We start from the raw sequence: 25,230 nt of genomic DNA, 5'->3' as shown, positions 1-25,230 counted from the left end.
TTGAATTTGAAGCGATTTTTTTACTGCCTGAAAAAACTCTTTATAACTTGCTTTTTTGAGTTAAAGATAACAGGATAGCTCTTCAATTCCGGACGAAAACCGCTGAAAAACTCTTCAATAGCGGGAATATCACTTCCTTCAAAATCAAAGATTTTAGTCTGTATATTTTCACAAATTACTTTGTCTATAATAAATGAGGAACCTGATAATTTAATATAATCTTTATCATTAAATGTACCTAATAAGACAACAGTCTTATGATCAGTAAAGACAGCTATAAGATTAATAATCTCAGTATCATAAAAAAATGCTTTTAACTTTAAGTAGCCTGCTTTTTCCAGATCTGTAAAAATTTGCAGAAAGCTATTTTTATCCTTTCCATTTTTTGCACCAATCAGATTTTTTGAAATAAATTCCCAAGCATTAAATATAGAAACCTCTCTTACTTCAGATTTTTGTAAAATATCATCATCAAGCCTTAATTTTCTCTTTCTCTTAGGAGAGTATTTCTGTCTTACAATTTCATAATTATCCGGATAAATAAGAAAATTTTTTCTCCTTTTTAATAATTTACTAAAGGTATTTTTATCATTAAAACCATAATACCAGATATTATATTTTTTTTCTAAAAAACTTAAAAAAAGATCGTTAATTTTAACATCATCGATATGCGAAAAAATACCTAATTGCTGACAAAGTTTAGGATTAATTACAATTTTAAATCCTATTTTTTTTACAAAAGGAACAGGCATTACTGCTTCATAGTCATTATAAACAAGCAATTCCCACTGTTTTCCAGAAGTAATATCTAAAAAATCTTTGGTAGCCGAATATTTCCGTTGTGCAGAATTCTCGAGACACTTAGAATATTTCTCAAAATCTATTTCATTGTATTTCAATCTTCTAATCATAATAATCCGTCGTCTGAGAAACTAAAGTATGAATTCTGTGTCACAATAAGATGATCCAGGAGCTGAATTCCTAACATTTTTCCTGCTTCCTTTATTTTTTGAGTGATTTCTATATCTTCTCTGCTTGGCTTCAGATTTCCCGAAGGATGATTGTGTGCCACGATAATTCCTGTTGAAAAATGATCTAATGCTGTTTTAAACAAGACTCTTACATCCACAATTGATTGATTAATTCCTCCCTGTGTAAGCTGAGCAAGATGAATGACTCTATTGCTCTGATTCAGAAAAATTGCCCAAAATGCTTCAGTCCGAAGATCCGACAAATGATTTCTGAAAATCTGATACGCTCCATCGCTTCCTGAAATCACAGGTTTCTCAGGAATTTCCTGACTTGCTCTTCTTCTCCCGATCTCCAAAGCCGTAATAATGGAAATAGCTTTTACCACTCCCACTCCTTTAAACTTCATTAAATCTTTTAAAGACAACAGGCTTAACTGATGCCAGTTGTTATTAACAGATGCTAAAATTTTTCTTGCCAGTTCAATTGCCGTTTCGTCCCTGCTTCCGCTTCCCATAATAATGGCAAGCAGTTCAGAATCAGAAAGCGAACTTTTACCTTTCCGTAAAAATTTTTCTCTCGGTCTGTCGTCTTCGGCAAGAAATTTAATAGGCATTTGTTAAGTTTTGAAAATAAAATTAGTAAAAAGCATACAAAATAATGGTTTTATTTGAACCGTCAATAAATTTTGAAGTTTCGTTGAATGCACTTTTAGAAAGCATAGGACATCCAAAACTTAAACAGGCAGGATTTGCAGATTCTTTGTCGGGAATACAATAATAAGAATGCAGTACAATTGCTCTGGCTCTTGCATTGCTGTTCGTTTCGTCCAGACCATCCAGTCGATAGGCTTTTCCGAATTTTCCGGAATAACTTTCCCGGATTTCGTATTTTCCTAAAGAAGACTGGTGAGAACCATCAATATTGCTGAATTTCAAAGCAGAGGAATTTTTCACAACAGATCCGTCACCATGAGAAACAATTGCTTTCTGCAAAATTTTATTATTCTTCAGATCGTAAACAAAATAACGGTACTTCCCTGAATGAATTTTAAAATTAATAAAAACAGCAAGGTTCTGATTATAATTTTTTCCTTTAATAAAATTCTTTACTTCCAAAATTTTAGATTTAGGCAAATCTTCAACAGTATTTGAAGCCTGAGAATCAAATTTGGTGTACGAAATAAGGAAAAGAAATAAAAAAATAAAGGGTTTCATCATTTGCGGAAGTTTTATTCGATAATCATTCCGTCTTTCATCACGAGCTTTCGGTCTGTAATTTCCGCTAAATTCGGGTTATGCGTAACGATCACAAAAGTCTGATTGTATTTATCTCTCAGATCAAAAAACAATCTGTGAAGATCATCCGCATTTTTCGAATCTAAATTTCCCGTTGGTTCATCAGCAAAAATGATTTTCGGTGAGTTGATTAAAGCTCTTGCCACCGCTACTCTTTGCGCTTCACCACCTGAAAGCTGGTTGGGCTTATGATGCAATCGTTGTTCAATTTTTAAGTCTTCAAACAGAGCATATGCCTTTTCTATAGCTTCTTTTTCGTTGGCACCTGCGATTTTTGTCGGCAACAGAACATTTTCTAAAGCTGTAAATTCCGGCAATAATTGATGGAACTGAAATACAAAACCGATATTCTGATTTCTGAATTTAGAAAGCTGCTTATCATTCATATTGATGAAAGATTTTCCGGCAATTTCAATTTCCGTATCAAACTTATTGGAAGTCGTTGGCTGATCCAGTGTTCCTAAAATCTGCAAAAGTGTAGACTTTCCTGCTCCGGATTCTCCCACAATTGAAACCACCTCTCCTGTTTTGATGTGAATATCAACACCTTTCAGTACTTCTAAATTCCCATAAAATTTATGGATATTCCTTGCTTTAATCATGATTCAAAAATAGTGAATTGATTTAAATCTGAAAAGCAATAAAAATATAATTTACAGCGACTATCCATTTTCCAGTCGATATTTTTTCTCAATTTTATTGGCAAGCCAGCTCACATAAAACAACTGAAAACTGTGATAAATCATTACAGGAAGCAGAAAAAGCACTTTCTGATCTTCGGGAATCCCCAAAACCATAATAAAAAGACTTCCGTGAACCAGAGATTTTTTAGATCCGCAGAAAGTGGCTGTAATCATATCTTCTCTTTTAAAATGAAGCTTTCCGGAAATTAATTTTAAAATTCCGTATACCGAGAAAAATAAAGTAGTGACGCTGATTGCAATAATCAGGAATACCGAAGAAGGAACTGAGGCAAACACATTTTGTGAAAAAGCTTCGGAAAAACTTTCGTAGACGATGAGTAAAATAATCATTTTATCAAATTCCGCAATAATTTTCGCATACTTTGTCACCCAGTTTTTCAATAACGGGTTTAAAATTAATCCTAGAATAATCGGCAGTAAAACTTTAAGTAAAAGCTGCTGGATAATTTCTGCATTATTAATGTTTTCCTGATCGGGCTGTATAAAAAAACTCATCAGTAAAGGAGTCATTACAATTCCGATACTTCCTGAAATGGAGGCATTGAAAATAGCCGAAGTTACGTTTCCTTTCGCGATAGAAACCATAACGACTGAAGAAGAGACTGTTGAAGGCAGACTTGCCAGAAAAAATATGGAAAGCCACGTCACAAAAAATTCGGTATCTTTTACAAAACCATAAAACAAAAAGACGAGCAGCGGAAAAATAATAAATGTTCCTGCCTGAACCAGAAGATGCAGTTTCCAGTTGGAAATATCTTTGATGATTTCTTTGATATTCAGCTTTAATCCATACAGAAGAAAGATTGCAGCAATTCCCCAGTCTATAAATGCTGATAGATTAAAATACTGATTGTATTCGCTTCTGAAAGGAATCAGTTTGCCTGCTGCAACCATTACGATCAGCAATAAAAGAAAAATATTTTGTTTGTCTAATTTTATTCTGCTCAATTTCATTTTTTAAAAGTAGCAAGGATCATTCTAAAATCTTTGTGACCATATTAAAATCACCTTAAAATTATCTTAAAAGCAAAAAAGGTCTACCGAATTTCTTCCGGTAAACCTTAAATTGTATATCTAAACAGAAAATTACAGTAACAATGTTAAAGGACTTTCCAGATATGTTTTTAAAGTCTGTAAGAACTGTGCTCCTGTAGCACCGTCTACTACTCTGTGATCACAAGCCAATGAAAGCTTCATGATATTTCCAACCACGATTTGTCCGTTTTTCACAACAGGTTTCTCGATGATGGCTCCTACTGAAAGGATCGCAGCGTTTGGCTGATTGATGATACTTGTAAATGTTTCGATTCCGAACATCCCTAAGTTTGAGATAGAGAAGGTAGAACCTTCCATTTCGTTCGCTTTAAGACCTTTGTTTTTCGCTCTTGAGGCCATATCTTTTACCGCAGCAGAAATCTGCGTGTAATTCATCTGGTCTGTATTCTTAAGAACAGGAACTACCAATCCGTCAGGAATTGCAACTGCTACCCCAATGTTGATGTTTCCTCTGTGAATGATCTTATCTCCTGCCCAGCTTGAATTTACCTGTGGATGTTTTCTTAAAGCAACAGCAGTCGCCTTAATAATCATATCGTTGAAAGAAATTTTGGTATCCGGTAAAGAATTGATCTCTTTTCTTGCCTCGATCGCTTTATCCATGTTGATTTCCACCATCAGATAATAGTGAGGCGCAGAGAACTTACTTTCAGAAAGACGTTTTGCAATTACGTTTCTTACCTGTGAGTTCGGAGTTTCCGTATCTTCACCCTGTACGAAGCTTAATGCAACCTGAGCCGCCGCAGGACTTGCAGATGGAGCTGAAGCCGCTGGTTTAGCAGCAGAAGGCTGATAATTTTCAATATCTTTTTTAACGATTCTTCCGTTTTCTCCTGAACCCTGAATACTGTTGATGTCTACGCCTTTATCCTGAGCCATTTTTTTCGCTAACGGAGAAATGGCAACCCTGTCTGTAGATGAATGATCTGCAGCCGGTGCCGCTTTTTCTTCTGCTTTAGCTTCTGTTTTTTGTTCAGCAGGTTTTTCTGATGATGAAGCAGCCGCTTTCGGAGCGCCAACTCCTGAAACATCTGTCCCTTCTGGTCCTATAATTGCCAAAACCGAATCTACCGGAGCTGCTCCTCCTTCTTCAACGCCTTGTTTCAACAACACTCCGTTGAATTCAGATTCGAAATCCTGAACGGCTTTATCTGTTTCGATTTCAGCAAGAAGATCTCCTTCTTTTACGGTATCTCCAACGTTTTTGTGCCATTTCGCAACCTTACCTTCCGTCATTGTATCCGAAAGTCTTGGCATGGTAATTACTTCCACCCCTGCAGGAACTTCCGCAGAAGTCTGTTCCACAGTGGTAGAACTGTTTTCAGTTTTAGATTCTTCTTCTGTTTTTTTCTCTTCAGAACCACCTTGAGCCGGAGCTGCTGCACCACCAGTAAGTCCTGAAATATCTTCTCCTTCATTACCGATAATTGCCAGAACAGAATCTACCGCTGCTGCATTACCTTCTTCCACACCAACATATAAAAGAGTTCCTTCCATTTCAGATTCAAAATCCTGAACCGCCTTATCTGTTTCGATTTCAGCTAAGATATCGCCTTCCTTTACTTTATCACCTACTTTTTTATGCCATTTTGCCACTTTTCCTTCCGTCATTGTATCGGAAAGACGCGGCATTGTAATTACTTCTGCCATAATTTTTTATAATTTGAAAATTTGGGATTTTATGAATTTGAAAATTAAAAAAGATATGATAATAAATCATTTTCAAATTTTCAAACTTTCAAACCGATTTATTATCTTTTAGTTTTCTAATTTGTCTAAGAACGGATAGTCTTCCTGAGCATATACATACTCGTAGATCTTCTCTGCATCCGGATAAGGAGAGTTTTCCATGAATTCGATACACTCTTCCACAAAATCTCTCGATTTGTTATCCATCGCTTCCAGTTCTTCTTCTGTTGCCCAATTGTTAGCCAAAATTCTTTGTTTGATCAGCTCGATAGGGTCATCATTTTTATGAAGAGCCACTTCGTCTTTAGATCTGTATGGTTCTGCATCAGACATAGAGTGTCCTCTGTAACGGTAAGTTCTTGCTTCAATAAAAGTAGGTCCGTCTCCTCTTCTTGCTCTTTCAATCGCTTCATAAGCTGCTTCAGCCACTTTTTCAGGATCCATTGCATCTACTGCAAGACAAGGCATTTCATATCCTAAACCTAATTTATAGATATCTTCGTGGTTGGCTGTTCTTTTAACAGAAGTTCCCATTGCATATTGGTTGTTCTCTACAACAAAAATTACAGGAAGCTTCCAGTTCATCGCCATGTTAAACGTTTCATGTAATGAACCCTGTCTAGCCGCTCCGTCTCCGAAGAAACAGATATTTACCGCTTTTCTGTCGAAATACTGATCTGCAAAAGCAATACCTGCTCCCAAAGGAATCTGTCCTCCTACGATACCGTGACCTCCGTAAAATCTGTGCTCTTTGCTGAAAATGTGCATAGATCCACCCATACCTCCGGAAGTACCTGTAGCTTTACCACAAAGTTCTGCCATGATTCTTTTAGGATCTACTCCCATCGCCATCGGATGGATGTGGCATCTGTAAGCAGTGATCATACTATCTTTAGTTAAATCCATTGCATGCGTAAAACCTGCAGGGATCGCTTCCTGACCGTTATACAAATGTAAAAAACCTCTGATTTTTTGTTTTAGATAAAGAGAACGGCATTTGTCTTCAAACCTTCTCCACATTGTCATATCTTCATACCACTTCAGGTATACCTCTTTAGAAAATTCTTTCATGTGTTGAGCTCTTGCTAATTTATTATGAAATAGTTGAGCAAAATTATAAAAAAAACTTCATTTTTATTGTATACCTACCTATTGTTTTTTTGGTTATAGTATTATATTTACATCATTAAACCTTTATATGGAAGAAAAACAGCCTTCATTATTACATAAAATATCAAGAATTATATCAGATTTTTTCAATCCTCTGCTCTCTCTGTTTATATTTTTCGTTTACATGAGTTTTCTAAAATACTCTCTGAAAGAAGCCATTACCTCATTTCTCCCTATATTAATAATAGTCATTGCTCCTGTCATCATCTGGCTGGTCTGGAATGTAAAAACGGGAAGATATACCAATATGGATGTATCCAACAGGGTACAGCGAAAAACTTTATATATTTTTATTGCAGCTTCTGTGATATCGTATATCGGCTTTAATTATTTCAGAAACGGGCAGATCGATTGGGTAATGCTCTTTATTCTGATATTGCTTTTTGCATTACAGATCAGCAATTATTTCATCAAAAGTTCGATGCATACTGCATTCAATATATTTGTTGCTGCTTTATTTTTTGCATTGAATACTACAATGGGAATCATTTGGTTAGGCATTGCGGCAATCGTAGGAATTACAAGAATAATTCTGAAGCGACATACTCCAAAAGAAGTGTTCATGGGAGCCGGAATTGCTTTTATAGTATCTTTTCTTTACCTTTATTGCAATATTCAGTTTCAACATTAAGAATTTATATGAAAATCAATCATCTTACATCTGCGGAAGAAAATTTAATGAAGCTGTTCTGGAAGCTGGAATCATTTTATTTAAAGGATATTATGGAACAGCATTCTGAACCCAAACCCCATCAGAATACCGTTTCCACTTACCTTAAAATATTAGTTGAAAAAGGATACCTTTCTACAGAAAAGGAAGGAAGGATCTTTAAATACTCCGTGATCGTACCTTTGGAAGATTACCGTAAATTTTTATTAAAAGAACTTTCGCATAATTTTTTTGATAATTCGGGTAAGGAAATTTTAAATCTTCTGCTTCAGGAAAAATTAATTTCTCAGGAAGATCTGAAGGAACTTAATCCTGCAATAGAGATAAAACCTCTGAAAGTAAAAGAAGAATTTGAGTATGCCAATGAAATTCTGAATCCTAAAAAGGAGAAAAAGAAAAACAAGGATAAGGATAAGGAAAAAGACAAAGACAGGAAAAAGAAAAAAAAGAAGGAAAAAGAATAATTCCTTTAAAAAAGATCATAAAAAAAGCGGTTCCAAAAGAACCGCTTATATTTTTTACCAACGTTTTCCACCGCCGTTTCCGCCGCGATCTCCTCCACCGTAGCCACCGCCACCGCTTCTGTTACCGCCACCGTAGCCACCGCCACCTCTGTTGTTACCTCCGTAACCGCCACCTCTGTTACCTCCACCATTGTTGCTGAAAGTTCTTCTTGGCTTTTCTTCTCTTGGTTTAGCTTCCGAAACGTTAAGTTCTTTTCCGTTGAATTCTTTCTGGTTAAGAGCTTCAATAGCCTGTTGTCCTTCTGCGTCCTCCATTTCGACAAATCCGAAACCTCTAGAACGACCAGTTTCTTTATCTGTAATGATTTTTACAGAAGAAACTTCTCCAAATTCTGAAAATAAATCCTGCAACTCATAATCTTTAGTTGCGTAGTTGATGTTTGAAACAAAAATGTTCATCTTGATTAATAAAATTAAAATAAGTTAAAAATGATTTGGTTTATAAAAGAAAAACAACATAAAGAATGAACAAATATTGATTCCAGATATAATACAGGTGCAAGATACGATTATTAATTTCATATCAAAGCTTTTTTTGAAATTATTTCAATAAATTTTTCAATCAAAATATTATTTCGTTAAAAAGTATTAATTTATCATGAAATATTTATGAATAATCATTAAAAAGAGTGACATCTATAAAATAACGGAACACCGTGACATTCTACTTTGGATAAATTTAAACCCAAAACATGAATTTCAAAAGTAAAAACCATACGCTCCCAAAGAAATAATTGAGAATATAAATATTTCTTTTCGGATTACTGAATCTAAATCTTTTGACAAAGCCGGTTATAAAAGCTAAATTTGTGCAGTAAAATTTCAGATATGAACTATCACACAAGAAAATGGGTAAAACCGGAAGACCTTAATCCCAATCAGTCTCTTTTCGGAGGAAGACTGTTGCAGTGGATCGATGAAGAAGCTGCGTTGTATGCCGTTATTCAGCTTGAAAACAAAAAAGTAGTCACCAAATTTATCTCAGAAATCAATTTCGTAAGCTCTGCAAAACAGGGCGATATCATTGAAATCGGGATCGAAGTTTCGGCGTTCGGCTCAACTTCTCTTACTTTAAGATGTGAAGTGCGAAACAAAATGACCCATCAAACCATCATCACCGTCGACAGAATCGTGATGGTAAATCTCGACGAAAACGGAAATCCTGCTCCTCACGGAAAAACGAAAGTGGAATTTGTGAAAGACAGATTGAACAACCAAAGCTCCTTATGAAAATTTTCATAAAAAATATGGTCTGCGGCAGATGTATTTCTGCTGTGGAAGCTATATTTGCTGAAGCAGGTATTCCCTTAACATCAATCACTCTCGGAGAAGTGGAAACCCAGCAAGATATTTCAGTTAATGATATGGAAAAACTGGAAAATCTTCTCCTAAAAACAGGCTTTGAAAGAATTAAAGACTCTGCCCATCAGTTAATTGAGAAAATTAAAAATTTAATTATTGTAAAAATCAGCGAACTGGATATCGCTGAAAATTTTCTTTTGTCTGAATTTTTAACCTCCAGACTCCATAAAGAGTATAGCTCTCTTTCAAAAACCTTCTCTCAGAACGAAAACATCACGCTTGAACAGTTTTTCATTCTTCAAAAAATTGAAAAAGTAAAAGAACTTCTTTTATATAATGAATTTACTTTAACAGAAATCGCGGGAAAACTCGGCTATAAAAGTGTTCAGCATTTATCTTCCCAGTTCCGAAACAGCACCGGCTTCACTCCTACTGAATTTAAAAAACTGAAAATTCACAACAGAAAACCGCTGGACCAGATTTAAGTTGGAGGGTTTGAGAATTGGAGAGTTTTTTTGAGTTTAAAATCGTTTGGATTCTCACTTCTACACTAAAACTCTAATACCCTCAAACACAAAAAACCTCCCACTCATAAGACAGAATTCTGTAAAAATTATCCTTAAATTTATAACAGGCTTCCGATTGCTTTTTAGAAATTTGTACCATAAATCAGAAGGAGCATGGAAAAGCAATATAAAATTCTCGGAATGACCTGTTCCGGATGTCAGAAAAAAATTTCTGAGAAACTGAACAGTTTAGAAAACATAAAAGCTGATATAAATCTCGAAAACAATACAGCAATCATTATCTCCGACAATGAATTTGAGCTGCATACTTTAAATAAAGCACTCGAAGAAATCGGCAACTACAAACTGGAAGATCCGGACAATCCTGAAAAAACCTTCATTAAACCACAGGACAGAGTTTCTCCGTCTTCGGTTTACTATTGCCCAATGGAATGTGAAGGAGAAAAAGTTTATTTTCAGCAAGGAAAAAGATGTCCGACTTGCAATATGTATCTGGTTCCAATTGAGGAAAAACACGCTAAAGATCCGAATTTTAAACCTGCTTATTCCCAAACAAGTCTACCTGAAAATTTCAAAGACAAAATCGGAAAATACTACTGTCCGATGTTCTGCGAAAGCGATAAAATTTATCCTGAAAAGGGAGACTGCCCTGTCTGTAATATGCATCTGGAAGAAATTACAGAAGATTTAGTTAAAAATTCCACTTCAAATTCACATCAACATTCTCAAGATCACACCCATCATCAAGAAGCACCGAAAGTAACCGATGCAATGGCTGGAAAATACTATTGTCCGATGTATTGCGAAGGCGATAAAGTCTACGACAGCAATGTCGGATGCCCCGTTTGCGGAATGGATCTCGTAAAATATCCTGAGAAAAAAGTGGCAAAATACACCTGTCCGATGCATCCTGAAATCATTCGTGATGAGCCAGGAGACTGCCCCATCTGCGGAATGGACCTCGTAAGAATGCCCGACAAAAACGAAGAAGAAGATGAAACCTACAACATCTTAAAAAATAAGTTCATCATTTCACTGGCTTTTACCATTCCTGTTTTCATTCTTTCGATGGGCGGGATGTTTTTTGATTTTCCTTTTTCTCGTCAAATTCAGGGAATTTTTGAATTGATTTTAACGCTTCCTGTTGTCTTGTATTCAGGGTGGTTTTTAATGAAAAGAGGATTTGTTTCTTTCAAAACAGGGAACTTAAATATGTTCAGCCTGATTGTTCTGGGAGTTGCAGCCGCATTTATTTTCAGTATTGTCGCCTTAATTTTTCCTGATATAATTCCGCATGAAATTCGTGGCAGCCATCATGAAACTCCATTATATTTCGAAGCAGTCTGTGTTATTTTAACGCTGGTTATTTTGGGACAGTTAATGGAAGCTGCGGCGCACAAAAAAACAGGAAACGCCATCCGTGAACTGATGAACTTGTCTCCCGATGAAGCCAATCTTATCGTTAACGGAGAAGAGAAAAAAGTACTGCTTTCACAGATTAAAATCGGCGATTTATTAAAAGTAAAACCGGGGGAGAAAATTCCGGTAGACGGGAAAATAACGGAAGGAATTTCTGTAGTTGACGAAAGTATGATTACTGGAGAGCCAATTCCCGTTGAGAAAAACGTTAATGATAAAGTTTCTTCCGGAACCATCAACGGAAATCAGGTTTTCATCATGAAAGCGGAAAAAGTCGGCGACGAAACCCTGCTTTCCCAAGTTATCAGGATGGTAAATGAAGCAAGCCGAAGCAAAGCCCCGATTCAGAAACTTACAGATAAAGTTTCTAAAATATTTGTTCCGACTGTCATTTTAATAGCCGTTTTAACTTTTATTCTGTGGCAAATTTTCGGTCCGGAAGGTCAGAAAACGCTGTTTGCCTTCGTTAATGCGGTGGCAGTTTTAATTGTTGCCTGTCCTTGCGCATTAGGTTTAGCAACACCAATGTCTCTAATGGTGGGAATCGGAAAAGGTGCAAAAAACGGAATTCTGATTAAAAATGCAGAAGCTCTTGAACAGATGAATAAGGTAAATGTGCTGATTACCGATAAAACAGGAACTTTAACCGAAGGGAAACCGTCCTTAGAACATATTGAAACGGCTGATAAAGACGAAAAATTCATTTTAAAATTAGCCTATTCATTAAATCAGAATTCGGAACATCCGCTTTCAAATGCAGTGATTAAAAAGGCAAAAGCTGAAAGTATAACTCCTGAAAAAGTAGAAAAATTTGAAAATATTTCCGGAAAAGGAATCAAAGGAAACATCAACGGAAAAACAATTTTCCTTGGAAACGAAGGTCTTTTAACCTCACATCAGATTTTTATTCCTCAAAATATAAAACAAAAGGCAGAAGAAATCCAGGCGAAAGCACATACCATTTCTTATGTCGCTCAGGAAAACGAAGTTTTAGGATTTATCAGTTTTACCGATAAAATTAAAAAAAGTTCTAAAAAAGCGGTTCAGCAGTTATTAAATGAAGGAATTGACGTCATTATGATGACCGGAGACAATGAAAACACGGCAAAAGCCGTTGCAGACGAATTGGGAATCCGACATTTTAAAGCAAACTGTCTTCCTGAAGATAAATTAAATGAAGTAAAAAAACTTCAGAAACAAGGGAAAATTGTTGCAATGACCGGCGACGGAATCAACGACTCTCCCGCTTTAGCTCAGGCAAATATAGGAATTGCGATGGGAACAGGAACCGATGTTGCCATCGAAAGTGCAGAAATTACTTTGCTGAAAGGTGATATTTTAGGCGTTGCAAAAGCCAGATTGTTAAGTGAAAAATTACTGAAAAATATTAAGGAAAATCTGTTTTTTGCTTTTATATACAATATTTTGGGAGTTCCCGTTGCGGCAGGATTATTGTATCCGTTTTTTGGAATCCTGTTATCTCCGATGATTGCAGCAGCGGCGATGAGTTTTAGTTCTCTTTCCGTTATTCTGAACTCTCTGCGACTGAATTCGGTGGATCTGGACATTGAGTAAATTTTTCTCGCAGATTTGGAGACTAAAATCACTGATTATCAACAAAAAAGTTCACAATAGCTTTTAAAAATCTTTGATTTTTATTGTTTTGAGAACTTTAAAAATTCTGATAATCGCTGTATGAATGTCTTTTGCAACTTTTGCGGTTAAATCTGAATTTGCTTAAACAGGTTTCATTAATAAACGTAAATGATTACAGCACAATCATCTACTAAATCTGCGAGAGTAAAAAAAGTAACAATATGAAAAAAGAAGATCTATACATTGGCTGTTCGGGATTCTACAATAATGACTGGAAAGGATCATTGTATCCTGAAGACGCGAAAAGTAAAGATTTTCTAATCCTTTATTCAAAGGAGTTTAACTGTGTGGAAATTAATTCTACTTTTTACAGAAGACCTACTGCAAAAACGTTATTGAAATGGTATGACGAAACGCCCAGTGATTTTAAGTTTTTTATTAAAATTCCGAAAACCATTTCCCATGAAAAGCGACTGAAAGACTGTATAGAAGAAATTGCGGAATTCTGTCATCATATTGAATCTCATTTGAAGGAAAAACTTTCCGGATTTCTGTATCAGTTTCCTCCATCTTTTAAAAATACTCAGGAAAATATTGATTTAATCCTTAATAATCTTGATTTTAGTTATCTGAATTTCATTGAATTCCGTCACGAATCGTGGTGGAATGAAGAGGTATTTAAAATTTTGGAAGAAAATAAGGTCATTTTTTCCGGTGTCAGTTTTCCCGGAAATCTACCGGAAGATGTCATTATCAACGATTCTGAAGTTTTATATTATCGGCTTCACGGAAAACCTGTGCTTTACAAATCTGAATACAGCAATGAATTCCTTGAAAATTTAGCCAAAAAGATTAAAAATTTACAACATAAATCATTTATCTTTTTCAATAATACGTGGGGAAATGCTGCCATTAAAAATTCGCTGTATTTAAAGAGAATTCTCGAGTAAAAATATTTTATTAAAATAAGCTTAAAAAGTCAAAATTAAGTAAAATTTGGCGTAATTTTTGTTAAGAATAATTTGGGAAAATTAACAATTTTTAACAAAAAAATTCCATTAAATTTTATGACAAAAACTTTTGCGGAAAAGTCTAGAAACAAGACTTTTCTTGGGATGCTTGCATTGGTGAGTGCAACTTCAATCTTATTCAACAACTGTAATCAAAAAAAAGACAAGAAAGAATCTGAAAAACTGATTCCGAAAGACCATCCCGTCGCAAAAATTGTCCCCAAACTTGATGATGAAAATGTTCCCACAGATAAAAGAGTAATTTATCTGACCTTTGATGACGGTCCCAATCGGGGAACAGAAAATCTCCTTAAAATTTTACATAAAAGAAATATCTGCGCCACCGCATTTCTTGTGGGCAAACACGCTTATGGAAGCAAAAAGCAGCAGGAAGATCTGGAACTGTTAAGAAAAGATCATTTAATAGAACTTGCGAATCACAGTTTCACGCACGCGCACAACAAATACACCGATTTTTACAAAAATCCGGCGGGTGTTGTTGAAGATTTCAATGCGGCAAAAGACAGTCTGAAACTGTATGATAAAATCGCGAGAACTCCCGGAAGAAACATCTGGAGACTGAATAACATTACCGTGACCGACCTTAAAAGTTCAACGGAAGCCGCAGATAAGCTAAAACAGGCAGGTTACAAAGTAATCGGTTGGGATCTTGAGTGGAAACCGACCAATAAAATGGCATTAAAAGGAAAACATGAAGAAATGCTGAAAAAAGTAGACAGCATTTTCTTTAACGACCTTGAAAAAACTTCAAGACATCTGGTTTTTCTTACGCATGACCAGTATTTAACCGATGCAGATTCCATAAATGAGCTCGATCTTTTTATTGAAAAACTTCAGAAAAGCAACCGTTTTGTTTTCAGAAAAATCTCAGAATATCCTAAAATTAATGAGGTTTTGAATTAAATTTAATATACATTTTTAACCATTGTGTTTGTCATTCTGACGAAGGAAGAATCTAAGTTATAGTATTGGAGATTCTTCACTCCACTTCGTTTCGATCAGAATGACAAACACATTTTTTTAACTCAAAACAAAAATCTCACGTCTAAAAATTTCAATATTCATTAGCTTTTCGTCTTTAAAATTCGGAAATTTGCCATTATGAGTATTCAGGAAAATTATAATCATATTAAAAGTCAGCTTCCTTCTGATGTGCAGTTGGTTGCTGTTTCAAAAACACATCCTGTTTCGGCGATTCAGGAAGTTTATGATCTTGGACAGAGAGTTTTTGGTGAAAATAAAGTGCAGGAAGTCACAGAAAAGTACCCTTTCCTTCCCAAAGATATTCAGTGGCATCTGATCGGGCATCTTCAGACGAATAAAGTAAAATATATCGCTGAATTTGTGGATACGATCCAAAGTGTTGATTCTGAAAAGCTGATCCGTGAGATCAACAAAGAAGCAGCAAAGCACAACCGAACCATCAAAGTGTTGCTTCAGGTGAAAATTGCCGAAGAAGAAAGCAAATTCGGATTGGATATTAATGAAGCTAAAGATATATTTGAACAGTATCTCAGCGGAGAATTTCAGAATATCGAAATTACCGGATTGATGGGAATGGCAACTTTCACGGACGATAAAGATCAGGTAAAAAAGGAATTTTTAAACCTGAAAAATCTTTTTGATGAATTAAATCAATTAAAAAAGCTCGAAACATTATCAATGGGAATGAGTGATGATTTTCCGATTGCCATTGAATGTGGTGCCAATTCCGTAAGAGTGGGATCTGCCATTTTCGGGAGAAGAGATTATTCCAACTAAACGATTAGGTATAGTTTTTGCTAATAATTCAATCAAAAAAATCTAAATTTGCAACTATGCAAAAAATCCTTATTGTAGAAGACGAAAAAGCAATCTCAGGAGTACTCCACAGTATTCTTTCTGACGAACTAACCGACTATGAATTTGTAATCGCCGAAGACGGACTTGAAGGCTATAAACAGGTAGAAAAAGAAGATTTCGCACTGGTGATTTCCGATATCAAAATGCCTAAACTTTCAGGAACTGAACTTTTAAAGCAAAGTTTATCGCTGAAGCCGGAATCTACCTTCATCATGATTTCAGGACACGCAGACATCGATTCTGCGGTTTCATGCCTTAGAGACGGTGCTTATGATTTTATTTCCAAGCCAATCGACATCAACAGACTGATTACCAGCGTTAAAAATGCTTTAGCTAAAGAAACGCTGAAAAAAGAAAATAAAAATCTTCAGACAGAAAATAAAACGCTGAAGAAAAAGGTAAATAAAAAATACCAGATGATCGGCGAATCGGCAGGCTTGAAGAAAATTCAGGATATGATCGAAAAGGTGGCTGTTTCTGATGCAAGGGTTTTAATTACAGGACCAAACGGAGCCGGAAAAGAGCTGGTTGCACATGCGATTCATAATCAAAGTGACAGAGCAAGAGGTCCGATGGTAGAAGTTAACTGTGCGGCGATTCCTTCTGAACTGATTGAATCTGAATTATTCGGTCACGTAAAGGGATCTTTTACAGGGGCTATTAAGGATAAGCAGGGAAAATTTGAGCAGGCAAACGGTGGAACAATCTTCCTTGACGAGATTGGAGATATGAGCTTAATTGCTCAGGCAAAAGTGTTGAGAGCATTACAGGAAAGCAAAGTTTCGCCTGTAGGAAGCGATAAGGAGATTAAGGTGGATGTAAGAGTTCTTGCAGCAACCAACAAAAATATGCAGAAGGAAATCGAGGCGGGAAGATTTAGGGAAGATCTTTACCACAGACTTTCTGTTATTGAAATCTATGTTCCGCCATTGGATGAAAGAAAAGAAGACATAAGATTACTGGTTGAGCATTTCTCCGGAATGATTGCTGATGAACACGGTACGGCTGTAAAAAAATTCGATGATAAGGCGATTGATGCTTTAAAAGCGCTTTCATGGACTGGAAATATCAGAGAATTAAGAAACGTTGTGGAAAGATTGATTATTTTAGGAGGAAACACGGTTTCTGCCGAAGACGTTGCAAGTTTTGTAAGGAAGTAATATAATGTAATGGTTACTTTAAAATAAATTATGAAAATTGCAGTATCATTTGTTACTGCAATTTTTTTTGAATAAAACTATATGAATTGTAAACAATTATGAACTTTTTAAATAAAAACTATACGAAAGAATGCCTGACTCTGGCTCTTCCTGTGATGTTGACGCAGGTTGGGCAGGTTTCGGTGAATCTTTTTGATAATATTATTGTAGGAAATCTTCTGGGAGCCGATGCACTGGCTTCAGTTTCATTGGGAAATGCTGTGTTTTTCTCGATGTTTGTATTGGCTTTGGGATTTTCTTTTGCGATTCCGCCTTTGGTTTCGGAGGCGCATTCGAAGCATGACCACAAAACGATCAATTCCGTTTTCAGTCATGGTTTTGTGATTAATATGACGGTGGGGATTTTGCTGATGGCCATTTTACTTCTGGGAATGCCGCTGCTTTACAAATCCGGACAGCCGGAGAAGATCATTCCGGATACGGTTGATTTTTTAACGATTATGGCAATCAGCATTGTTCCGTTTATGGCTTTTCAGACACTGAGAGAAGTTTCGGAAGGGCTTTCTTACACCATTGGAGTTACTAAAGCGACCATTATTGCCAATGTCATTAATATTGTTTTAAATTATGTTTTCATTAAAGGGCTTTGGATTTTTCCTGAAATGGGGGTAAAAGGTTCTGCCCTTGCAAGTTTAATCGCCAGAATTTTTATGGTGGTTTTTCTGTATTTTGTGCTTTCGAATGAGAATAAAACGAAACAGTACATCAAAGATTTTTCATTAAAAGTTGAAGTTTTTTCAAAGAAAATGTTTGAAAAGATGATCAGACTCGGTTTTCCGACGGCTTTACAGATGTTCTTTGAAGTGACTGCTTTTGCGGGAGCCGCTTTTATCTGCGGACTGATTTCGGCGCACGACATTGCTTCTCACCAGATTGCCTTAAGTATGGCATCTTTTACCTTTAATTTATGCATCGGTTTCAGTGTGGCTTCAACGGTGATGATCGGGAGAAAACTGGGAGAACAGAATTTTATTGAATTAAGAAAGGTAGGAATCAACAATCTGAAAATTGCGTTTATTTTTATGTGCATCTGCGGAATTGTCTTCATTTTGGGACGAAATATTCTTCCGACATTCTTTACCAAAAAAGAAGAGATTGAAGTTATTGCTTTAGCTTCCAAATTAATGATTATCGCTGCGTTGTTCCAGTTATCAGATGGAATTCAGGTGACAGCTTTAGGAATGCTGAGAGGATTGCAGGATGTGAAAATTCCTTCTATTTATACTTTCATTGCATATTGGGTAATCACAATTCCTTTAGGATATTTCCTTTGCGTAACCATGAAAATGGGAGCTTTCGGAATGTGGATCGCTTTAGGTTTGGGATTAACGGTTTCCGCTGTAATGCTCGTCAAACGATTTATGAATATGTCTGCAAAGAGAATTAAGCAGAATTTGTAATAGGAAAGCGGTCTTTTGGGATCGCTTTTTTATTTAAATTTGTTTTTAAGAATATTATTTTAAATGGAATTGACAAACCGCGACCTGAGAAGACATTTATTATTTTTTGATCCTGCTTTTTCAAGACTGGAAAATATTCTTGAAGGCTTAGATACTGGCATTAAACATCTTTATAATTCTGAATTATGTATTGATTGGTACGGTACAATGGATGAAAAACATGAATGTGAAACTATTTACAGATTGGCTATTCTGGCTTTTGAAACTTATATTACTTCAAGCGCTATTTCCTTGTGTAAGGAGAATGAAAATCCTCAGCAGTTTTACGACCTCTCATCAGAAATTATTTTAATTTCAGCTCTCGCAAATTATCTTACTTCTACAACAAAAAATTATGATACCATTTTTGAGAAATATTCTTTAGAAATTAATAATTATCCTCTTTACAATGGAATCAAGATTTTAAATAACGAAAGAGATTTACTTCAGATTGGTAAAATTTTGAAATCGTGGAGAAATCAAATTGTATATATTCAATATCCTAGCCCCGATTGAACGGCGTGTTTGAGCTCTTTTTAGTTTTCGGCGGCAGCTTCGCTGCCGCCGAAAACTAAAAAAGCGAGTAGTGAAAGCGGGAACCAGCTCCTAAAAATTAAACATTTTGGTTCGAATGACAAGCTACCCTACTCTTTTTCCCAAAATCACCAAAGTTCTTTCAACGCCGTCCAAAACAGCAACATTCGGAAAAACACCCCAGTCTTCAAAACCAAAGTGTCGGAATAATTTCAGGCTGGGTTCATTATGTAAAAAGATGAATCCCAATAGTGTTTTTACTTCAAATTTTGGTGCGTTATCAATGCAGTATTGCAGTACTTTTTTTCCGTAGCCTTTTCCGCGCGAACTTTCGTCCATGTAAATGCTGAGTTCCACGGTTCCGTTGTATGCCGGTCTTCCGTAAAATGATGAAAAACTAACCCAGCCTAAGACTTCGTTCTGTTCATTTTCAATGATCCAGAGTGGTCTTTTTTCAGGATTGTGGTCATGAAACCATTCGATTCTGCTTTCTACAGAGATATTTTCTGTATCGGCAGTTACCATTCTTGAAGGAATGGTTGAGTTGTAAATTTCTACAATTTTGGGTAAATCTTTCAGTTCAGCATTCCTGAATTTCAGTTCTTCCATTGATTTCAGTATATTTCTGCAAAGATAAAAGAAGTGTTTAAATTCGTTGAGTTTATTCTTCAGAATTATTCTCCTGAAGCTCTTCTAAAGCACGGTTCAGACTTTCCACGGTAGTTCCGAGATAGGTTGCCATATCTTCTTTTGAAATTTCCATTTCTCTGGACTTAACTTCCAACAATTGAGAAAGTGTATGTTCTGTCTTGTGAAGCTGCTGATAAGAAGCGCGGCTTGAAGTATTGAAAATACGCTCTGCAAAAACATCCAACAATAAATTATTGAGGGTAAGATCTTTTTTGATCAATGCCTGAAAATAGGGCATCGACATCGAATAAACGGTAACTTCCGTAATCGCTTCAATACTGCAGATGCAGGGAACATTTTTAATGACTTCGATTTCACCGATGATCTCTCCTTTTCCCATAAATTCCACAATATATTCTTTTCCGTTTTCTTCCACGAAATAGCATTTGGTGATGCCGCTTTTAACGAGCATGATCTTTGTGGAGATCTGATTTTGAATTAATATTTTATCACCTTTTTCAAAAGATTCTAAAACAATATTTCCTTTATGTTCTTCACTGCTGTACAGTCCTTCAAGGTAGTCTAAAAATGTCTGATTGGTTCGTAACATATCTTTTCGGAATCAATGTCCCCTTTTTTTATTTTTTACTGAATTTTGCGGGCTGAAAATTACAAAAACTAAAGTAAACAGAATATGAATAATGTAACTAATCAAATTGTTTTTTGATGTTCCGGTAAAGTCTTCCTTAATCTAATTGTCTGTAATTTTTAGCATTATTTTTCTTAACATATTCTCCGATTGAATTAAATCTGCATTATCAGCAAAATCAGCGAGAAATAAATCTAATACAAAATGGGAACAGTTTTTTAAAACAAATTTTAGATGATTTTCTGAAAATTCATCAGTTCTAAATTATCTTTCCAACCACCAGATTCCATCATAGAAATGATAATCATCTTTTTAAACTCTTCAAATTGTGTCGTTTCACCTTTTACAACAGCATTTTTCCACGGACTTTTATGTTCCGGAATGAAATACTGTACCGAAAATACCTCGTGAGATTCTGATTTAAATCCTATAATTTCAACATAATGTCGATCCTCTTCATCATTACTGAATAAAAGCAAATGTGCATGTGAAGTCAAACCATAAATGAAGGTATCTTTAAAAGTATCATTCATAAAATCCAAAATTTTAAGCATCGGAATTCCTGCATTTCCAAATGTATCACTTGGTTTGGGTAGAAATTCTCTGTAAAAATCCTGAAGCGACTGTTGATTTTGTTCTGAACGTCTTAAGATTGGCATTTGAATTTTTTGACAAAGAAAATAAAAACCCGTCCAAAATTGAACGAGTTTTTATGTAAACTATTATTTTTTCAAACATTTCTCCAGAAACTGATCCTGTTCCCAAAGCAAATGAAGAATATTCTCTTTCGCTGCATATCCATGAGCTTCTTTTGGCAGAAGAACCATTTTTACTGGTGCGCCAAGATTTTTAAGCGCCTGAAAATATCTTTCTGTCTGTAAAGTGAACGTTCCGGGATTGTTGTCTGCATCTCCATGAACCAGTAAAAGCGGTGTTTTCATCTTATCTGCATTCATGAAAGGTGACATGGTGTTATAGATTTCCGGAACATCCCAGTAATTTCTCTGTTCGCTCTGAAAACCAAAAGGCGTCAGAGTTCTGTTGTAAGCCCCGCTTCTAGCAATTCCGCAAGCATAATCTTTAGAATGGGTCAAAAGGTTTGCCGTCATAAAAGCGCCGTAAGAATGTCCTCCAACTGCTACTTTCGTTCTGTCGATATAGCCTAATTGATCTACCGCATCGATCGCAGCTCTTCCGTTCGCTACCAATTGAGGAATAAATGTATCATTCGGTTCTGTTTTTCCTTCTCCGATGATCGGGAATGCAGCATCATCCAAAACAGCATATCCTTTCGTTGTCCAATACACGAAAGAACCGTAGTAAGGGAAAGTGAAATCGTTTGGATTCTGCGTATTCTGTCCTGCCGTATTTTTATCTTTATATTCTGTAGGATAAGCCCAGATCAGCAACGGTAATTTTTCTGTTTTTGCCTTTCTGTCGTAATTGGCAGGAAGATAAAGTGTTCCGGTAAGTGTAACGCCGTCGTTTCTTTTATACGTAATTACTTCTTTGTAGACATCTTTAATGCTTTCAAAAGGATTCGCAAAATTGGTTACCGCTTCTGTTTTATTGGATTTAATGCTCTTTTTAAAATAGTTCGGATATTGGCTGGAAGATTGCTGAATCGTAAGAACTTCTCCTTTGGCAGGATTTAAAATATCAATAATTTCTTCCTTTGCATTTTTAAGATTGGAAGTATACAGCCTTTTCTTTTTCATGGTTTTCACATCCATCTCATCAATGAAAGGATGCTGTCCGTCTTTTGTAAATCCGGCTCCGATGAGGTAAGACTTTCCTCCTTTCATGTCGACAACGTATCTTCCGTACTGGTTTTTTGTGGTGTTGAAATTTCCGGGATCGCTGTACACATCCTGATAATTTCTGTCATCAATGACTTTGGATTCTCCGTTATTTAAATCAACTAAGAAAGATTTTGTATTTCTTGTATCGTACCAACCTTCGGAAACAATGGCATAATGATCATTTGTCCAGCTTACATCAGAATATCTCTGCTTTGTTTTAAAGAAAGATTTCGGAGCATTGCTGAAAGGAGCTTCCCATGTAAAAATTTCATCTCTGAATTCGGCATTTTTATATTGATCTCCTCCGTCCAGAGCTTCTGCATATACCAAAGTTGCAGGCATATCGCTTCTCCATCCCATATCTCTTTTCCCGGTTCTTACGGAAGAGAATCCTTTAGGCATAATTTCGTTCAGAGGCGTTTCGTTTACAACTTTTACTACATTTCCGTTCATGTCATACACCGTAGTGGTCATCGGAAATCTGCTTAGTGGAACAATGTAAGAAAACGGTTTTTTAATGGTTGTTGCCATCAGATAATTTCCGTCCGGCGAAAAGCTTAATCCGGAATACATATCCTGATCTTTTACTTTCTTTAAAGTTCCGTTCAGATCAACATTATAAATTTCTGAAGCGGTTAAAACCTCAAAATTCTTTTCATCCTGCGGATTTTTCAGAAGATCCTGATACGTTCTGTTCTGCGAAACTTTTCCGTCTGCCGTAGAAACAATGGGACCTGTCGGAAGATCTTTGCTCGAATCTATTAAAGCAGGTCTGTTTTGCGGAAGGGTTTTGATCAATAAATTCTGAGAATCTTTGTACCAGATGTAAGGACTTCCCAAATTTGCATTTAAATTATCTGAAGTTATTTTCTTTGCGGTAGCGGTTTCAAGGTCTACAATCCAAAGCTCCACACCTTTATTGGTGGTATTGGTAAACGCCAGTTTTTTTTCGTCCGGAGAGAATGAAGTATTGGTGATTTTTGGATTGGAAGGTAAATTTTTAACCTGAACTTCCGTTTTATCGTTCATTTTTCTCACTTTCAGGTTATTCGCATACGTTGCTGAACTTGAAATATTGGTTACCGGATTTATTCTTAATCCTCCCAGTTTCATTTCCTGCTGACTTAAATCTTCCAGTGTTTTATAAGTCGGACGGTAGGTAAAAACAATCCAGTCTTTTTTACTGTTCATCAAAACACTTGGTGGTCTTTCATAATCAGCAAGTTTCAGGATTTCAGGTGACGGCTTTTGGTACGTAATATTTTCCTGCGCTTCATAGAAATTGAGGAACGCAAGAAGGCATATCGTCAGTTTTATCTTCATAATAATTTCAATTTCCACGAAATTAATGAAAATTAGAGAATATGCAAGAATATATTAAAACACCTCTACGTGATTCAACAAAATAATATTATCTTTAGTATTCATCAAATTCAGAATCATTATGAAAAATCTAAGAAAATTAGAGCGAAAAGAACTTCGCGTCATGAATGGCGGAAATGCGCCGCAATGTCCTTCAGGATACAAACCCTGCATGAAAATCGATGAAACGAGTGAACTTCCGAAATGGAGCTGCATTCCGTCCAACCTTCCCTGCAACCCTTAGAAAAACAAAAAAGAGCGGTTGAAAACAACTGCTCTTTTTTAATTTATATTGTAAAAATCATTACCAATCATTGGCTCTTTTCCTTTTCTCAATCATATAATCGACAGAAAATTTTCCAGCTCCGAAAACCATCAGTAAAAGATAGATGGAAAGATAAATAAGGCTCATTTCCCGTTTTTCAAAAGGATCTGCTCCATGAACTACGAAACCTGCAATAATCATGGTAAACATCAGAAATCCTAATGAAATTCTTGAAAACAGTCCTAAAATAAGGAGAATTGAACAGACAAATTCTGCGAAAACCGTTAAGCCTAAAGTGATTTGCGATCCTAATCCTAAAAAATCGAAAAAGTCTGACTTACCTTCTAAAAGCATCTGAAGCTTGGGAAAACCGTGAGAGAGCATGGCAAAACCAATGAAAACCCGCACGATAAGCAATGCAACATCTTTTAAAACAGAATCTGAATTTGTTGTGTTCGAATAGTTCATTAAAAGCAATTTACATTTAAAGATAGTGAAAATTCTTCTAATAGAACGGTTTTTAGATGGTTTTTAGTCTATCTGTACCCGAAATTTTTCAAATCTCTGTCGTTTTTTCTCCAGTCTTTTTTTACTTTAACAAAAAGGTTCAGGTGAATTTTTTTATTGAAGAATTTTTCAAGATCCAGTCTGGATTCTGTCCCTACTTTTTTGATCGCTTCTCCTTTATGTCCGATGATAATTCCTTTCTGGGTATCTCTTTCCACGTAAATAATAGAATCGATGAAGATAATTCCTTCCTTTTCCTTGAACTGCTCCGTAACCACTTCCACAGAATATGGAATTTCTTTTTCGTAATTCAAGAGGATTTTCTCACGGATTGCTTCATTTACAAAGAATCTTTCGGGCTTATCCGTATACTGATCTTTATCGTAATAAGGCGGATTTTCCGGCAGTAAAGATTTAAGTTTCGGTAAAATAATGTCTGTATTAAAAGCATTTAATGCAGAAATAGGCAGAATTTCCGCTTTCGGAATTCTCTCATGCCATGTTTCAACCAGTTTTTCAAGACCTTCCTGATTGGTCTGGTCTACTTTATTCAGCAAAAGCAAAACAGGCACAGGAATTTTGTTCAGCTTATCAATCAGAAATTCCGAAGGTTCAGCTTTGTCGGTAACATCTACAATGAAAAGGAAAACATCGGCATCCTGCAAAGAATCCTTTACAAAATCCATCATTTTTTCCTGTAAACCGTATTTCGGATCCAGAACTCCGGGAGTGTCTGAAAATACGATCTGTAAGTCTTCTTCATTATAAATTCCGAAAATTCTGTGGCGTGTTGTCTGAGCCTTCTGGGTTACAATTGCCAGTTTCTCCCCCATCAGTTGGTTCAACAAGGTAGATTTTCCGGCATTGGGCTTTCCAACTATATTTACAAATCCTGCTTTGTGCATAAAAATTATATTAGGATTTGCAAAGTTACTAAACTTAATCGGTCTTTGGAATTAATTGGAAACTTTTACCGACAAAAAAAGACTTTTCCGGTCTGAAAAAGTCTTTGGTTTTATCGTAAA

General features: G+C 35.8%; 26 protein-coding genes. 12 read left to right on the top strand and 14 right to left on the bottom strand.

Annotated features, from left to right (window positions below):
• Positions 1-20: 20 nt before the first annotated feature.
• The 7 genes from H6W53_RS00600 to pdhA form a co-directional block, all read right to left on the bottom strand.
• Entirely contained in the window at positions 21-899 is an 879-nt protein-coding gene (locus H6W53_RS00600; RefSeq protein WP_228457724.1) for a hypothetical protein, read from the bottom strand.
• 8 nt (positions 900-907) lie between these two features.
• Entirely contained in the window at positions 908-1,585 is a 678-nt protein-coding gene (radC, locus tag H6W53_RS00595) for a RadC family protein (RefSeq protein WP_116099731.1), read from the bottom strand.
• A 22-nt stretch (positions 1,586-1,607) separates the two neighbouring features.
• Positions 1,608-2,189, bottom strand: a complete 582-nt coding sequence (locus tag H6W53_RS00590; protein WP_185204447.1) for a murein L,D-transpeptidase catalytic domain-containing protein — start codon at positions 2,187-2,189, stop codon at positions 1,608-1,610.
• Between the two features lie 11 nt (positions 2,190-2,200).
• Positions 2,201-2,869, bottom strand: coding sequence for an ABC transporter ATP-binding protein (locus H6W53_RS00585; RefSeq protein WP_185204446.1), 669 nt, complete (start codon positions 2,867-2,869; stop codon positions 2,201-2,203).
• Between the two features lie 60 nt (positions 2,870-2,929).
• Entirely contained in the window at positions 2,930-3,919 is a 990-nt protein-coding gene (locus H6W53_RS00580; RefSeq protein ID WP_228457723.1) for a bile acid:sodium symporter, read from the bottom strand.
• 138 nt (positions 3,920-4,057) lie between these two features.
• Complete coding sequence (locus H6W53_RS00575) at positions 4,058-5,677, bottom strand: pyruvate dehydrogenase complex dihydrolipoamide acetyltransferase (RefSeq protein WP_076390341.1); 1,620 nt, start codon at positions 5,675-5,677, stop codon at positions 4,058-4,060.
• A 108-nt stretch (positions 5,678-5,785) separates the two neighbouring features.
• The gene (gene pdhA, locus H6W53_RS00570) at positions 5,786-6,787 is read right to left on the bottom strand and encodes a pyruvate dehydrogenase (acetyl-transferring) E1 component subunit alpha (RefSeq protein ID WP_185204444.1); all 1,002 of its coding nucleotides are present in this window, start codon (positions 6,785-6,787) and stop codon (positions 5,786-5,788) included.
• A 127-nt stretch (positions 6,788-6,914) separates the two neighbouring features.
• Between pdhA and H6W53_RS00565 the strand changes: the two genes are divergently transcribed.
• Both H6W53_RS00565 and H6W53_RS00560 read left to right on the top strand, forming a co-directional pair.
• Positions 6,915-7,517 (top strand): phosphatase PAP2 family protein, encoded by a 603-nt coding sequence (locus H6W53_RS00565; RefSeq protein WP_185204443.1) that lies wholly within the window; start codon positions 6,915-6,917, stop codon positions 7,515-7,517.
• Positions 7,518-7,525: 8 nt separating this feature from the next.
• Positions 7,526-8,020, top strand: coding sequence for a BlaI/MecI/CopY family transcriptional regulator (locus H6W53_RS00560; RefSeq protein WP_185204442.1), 495 nt, complete (start codon positions 7,526-7,528; stop codon positions 8,018-8,020).
• A 54-nt stretch (positions 8,021-8,074) separates the two neighbouring features.
• Here H6W53_RS00560 and H6W53_RS00555 read toward each other — a convergent pair whose 3' ends face one another.
• Positions 8,075-8,479, bottom strand: a complete 405-nt coding sequence (locus H6W53_RS00555) for an RNA recognition motif domain-containing protein (protein WP_076390345.1) — start codon at positions 8,477-8,479, stop codon at positions 8,075-8,077.
• Positions 8,480-8,908: 429 nt separating this feature from the next.
• Between H6W53_RS00555 and H6W53_RS00550 the strand changes: the two genes are divergently transcribed.
• The 9 genes from H6W53_RS00550 (at position 8,909) to H6W53_RS00510 (ending at position 18,972) form a co-directional block, all read left to right on the top strand.
• The gene (locus H6W53_RS00550) at positions 8,909-9,310 is read left to right on the top strand and encodes an acyl-CoA thioesterase (RefSeq protein ID WP_076390346.1); all 402 of its coding nucleotides are present in this window, start codon (positions 8,909-8,911) and stop codon (positions 9,308-9,310) included.
• Entirely contained in the window at positions 9,307-9,867 is a 561-nt protein-coding gene (locus H6W53_RS00545) for a helix-turn-helix domain-containing protein (RefSeq protein ID WP_185204441.1), read from the top strand. The genes H6W53_RS00550 and H6W53_RS00545 overlap by 4 nt, the downstream gene beginning before the upstream one ends.
• Before the next feature lie 195 nt (positions 9,868-10,062).
• The gene (locus H6W53_RS00540; RefSeq protein WP_185204440.1) at positions 10,063-12,903 is read left to right on the top strand and encodes a heavy metal translocating P-type ATPase; all 2,841 of its coding nucleotides are present in this window, start codon (positions 10,063-10,065) and stop codon (positions 12,901-12,903) included.
• A 242-nt stretch (positions 12,904-13,145) separates the two neighbouring features.
• Positions 13,146-13,874: a DUF72 domain-containing protein gene (locus H6W53_RS00535; protein WP_185204439.1), complete on the top strand. Its 729-nt coding sequence runs from the start codon at positions 13,146-13,148 to the stop codon at positions 13,872-13,874.
• Between the two features lie 117 nt (positions 13,875-13,991).
• Positions 13,992-14,858 (top strand): polysaccharide deacetylase family protein, encoded by an 867-nt coding sequence (locus H6W53_RS00530; RefSeq protein ID WP_185204438.1) that lies wholly within the window; start codon positions 13,992-13,994, stop codon positions 14,856-14,858.
• 198 nt (positions 14,859-15,056) lie between these two features.
• Positions 15,057-15,716, top strand: a complete 660-nt coding sequence (locus tag H6W53_RS00525; protein ID WP_185204437.1) for a YggS family pyridoxal phosphate-dependent enzyme — start codon at positions 15,057-15,059, stop codon at positions 15,714-15,716.
• 56 nt (positions 15,717-15,772) lie between these two features.
• Complete coding sequence (locus H6W53_RS00520; protein WP_185204436.1) at positions 15,773-16,957, top strand: sigma-54-dependent transcriptional regulator; 1,185 nt, start codon at positions 15,773-15,775, stop codon at positions 16,955-16,957.
• A 98-nt stretch (positions 16,958-17,055) separates the two neighbouring features.
• Entirely contained in the window at positions 17,056-18,417 is a 1,362-nt protein-coding gene (locus tag H6W53_RS00515) for an MATE family efflux transporter (RefSeq protein WP_185204435.1), read from the top strand.
• Positions 18,418-18,480: 63 nt separating this feature from the next.
• Positions 18,481-18,972 (top strand): hypothetical protein, encoded by a 492-nt coding sequence (locus H6W53_RS00510; protein WP_185204434.1) that lies wholly within the window; start codon positions 18,481-18,483, stop codon positions 18,970-18,972.
• A 123-nt stretch (positions 18,973-19,095) separates the two neighbouring features.
• Here H6W53_RS00510 and H6W53_RS00505 read toward each other — a convergent pair whose 3' ends face one another.
• The 4 genes from H6W53_RS00505 to H6W53_RS00490 form a co-directional block, all read right to left on the bottom strand.
• A complete protein-coding gene (locus H6W53_RS00505) occupies positions 19,096-19,599 on the bottom strand; it encodes a GNAT family N-acetyltransferase (RefSeq protein ID WP_084196352.1) in 504 nt (167 codons plus the stop codon).
• A gap of 52 nt (positions 19,600-19,651) precedes the next feature.
• Positions 19,652-20,230, bottom strand: a complete 579-nt coding sequence (locus H6W53_RS00500) for a Crp/Fnr family transcriptional regulator (protein WP_185204433.1) — start codon at positions 20,228-20,230, stop codon at positions 19,652-19,654.
• Positions 20,231-20,499: 269 nt separating this feature from the next.
• On the bottom strand, positions 20,500-20,928 hold the full coding sequence (locus tag H6W53_RS00495; RefSeq protein ID WP_185204432.1) for a hypothetical protein: 429 nt from the start codon (positions 20,926-20,928) through the stop codon (positions 20,500-20,502).
• Between the two features lie 63 nt (positions 20,929-20,991).
• Entirely contained in the window at positions 20,992-23,394 is a 2,403-nt protein-coding gene (locus tag H6W53_RS00490; protein ID WP_185204431.1) for an alpha/beta hydrolase family protein, read from the bottom strand.
• A 121-nt stretch (positions 23,395-23,515) separates the two neighbouring features.
• Here H6W53_RS00490 and H6W53_RS00485 point away from each other — a divergent pair, with 121 nt between their 5' ends.
• Positions 23,516-23,677: a hypothetical protein gene (locus tag H6W53_RS00485; RefSeq protein WP_185204430.1), complete on the top strand. Its 162-nt coding sequence runs from the start codon at positions 23,516-23,518 to the stop codon at positions 23,675-23,677.
• 60 nt (positions 23,678-23,737) lie between these two features.
• On the opposite strand, the gene H6W53_RS00480 is transcribed toward H6W53_RS00485, so the two are convergent.
• Both H6W53_RS00480 and era read right to left on the bottom strand, forming a co-directional pair.
• Positions 23,738-24,166: a DoxX family protein gene (locus H6W53_RS00480; RefSeq protein WP_185204429.1), complete on the bottom strand. Its 429-nt coding sequence runs from the start codon at positions 24,164-24,166 to the stop codon at positions 23,738-23,740.
• A gap of 68 nt (positions 24,167-24,234) precedes the next feature.
• Positions 24,235-25,110, bottom strand: a complete 876-nt coding sequence (era, locus tag H6W53_RS00475; RefSeq protein WP_076390359.1) for a GTPase Era — start codon at positions 25,108-25,110, stop codon at positions 24,235-24,237.
• Positions 25,111-25,230 lie beyond the last annotated feature (120 nt).

Source organism: Chryseobacterium sp. C3 (genome assembly GCF_014218905.1).
Lineage (GTDB): Bacteria > Bacteroidota > Bacteroidia > Flavobacteriales > Weeksellaceae > Chryseobacterium > Chryseobacterium mucoviscidosis.
This window is presented reverse-complemented; position numbering and strand designations above follow the sequence as displayed.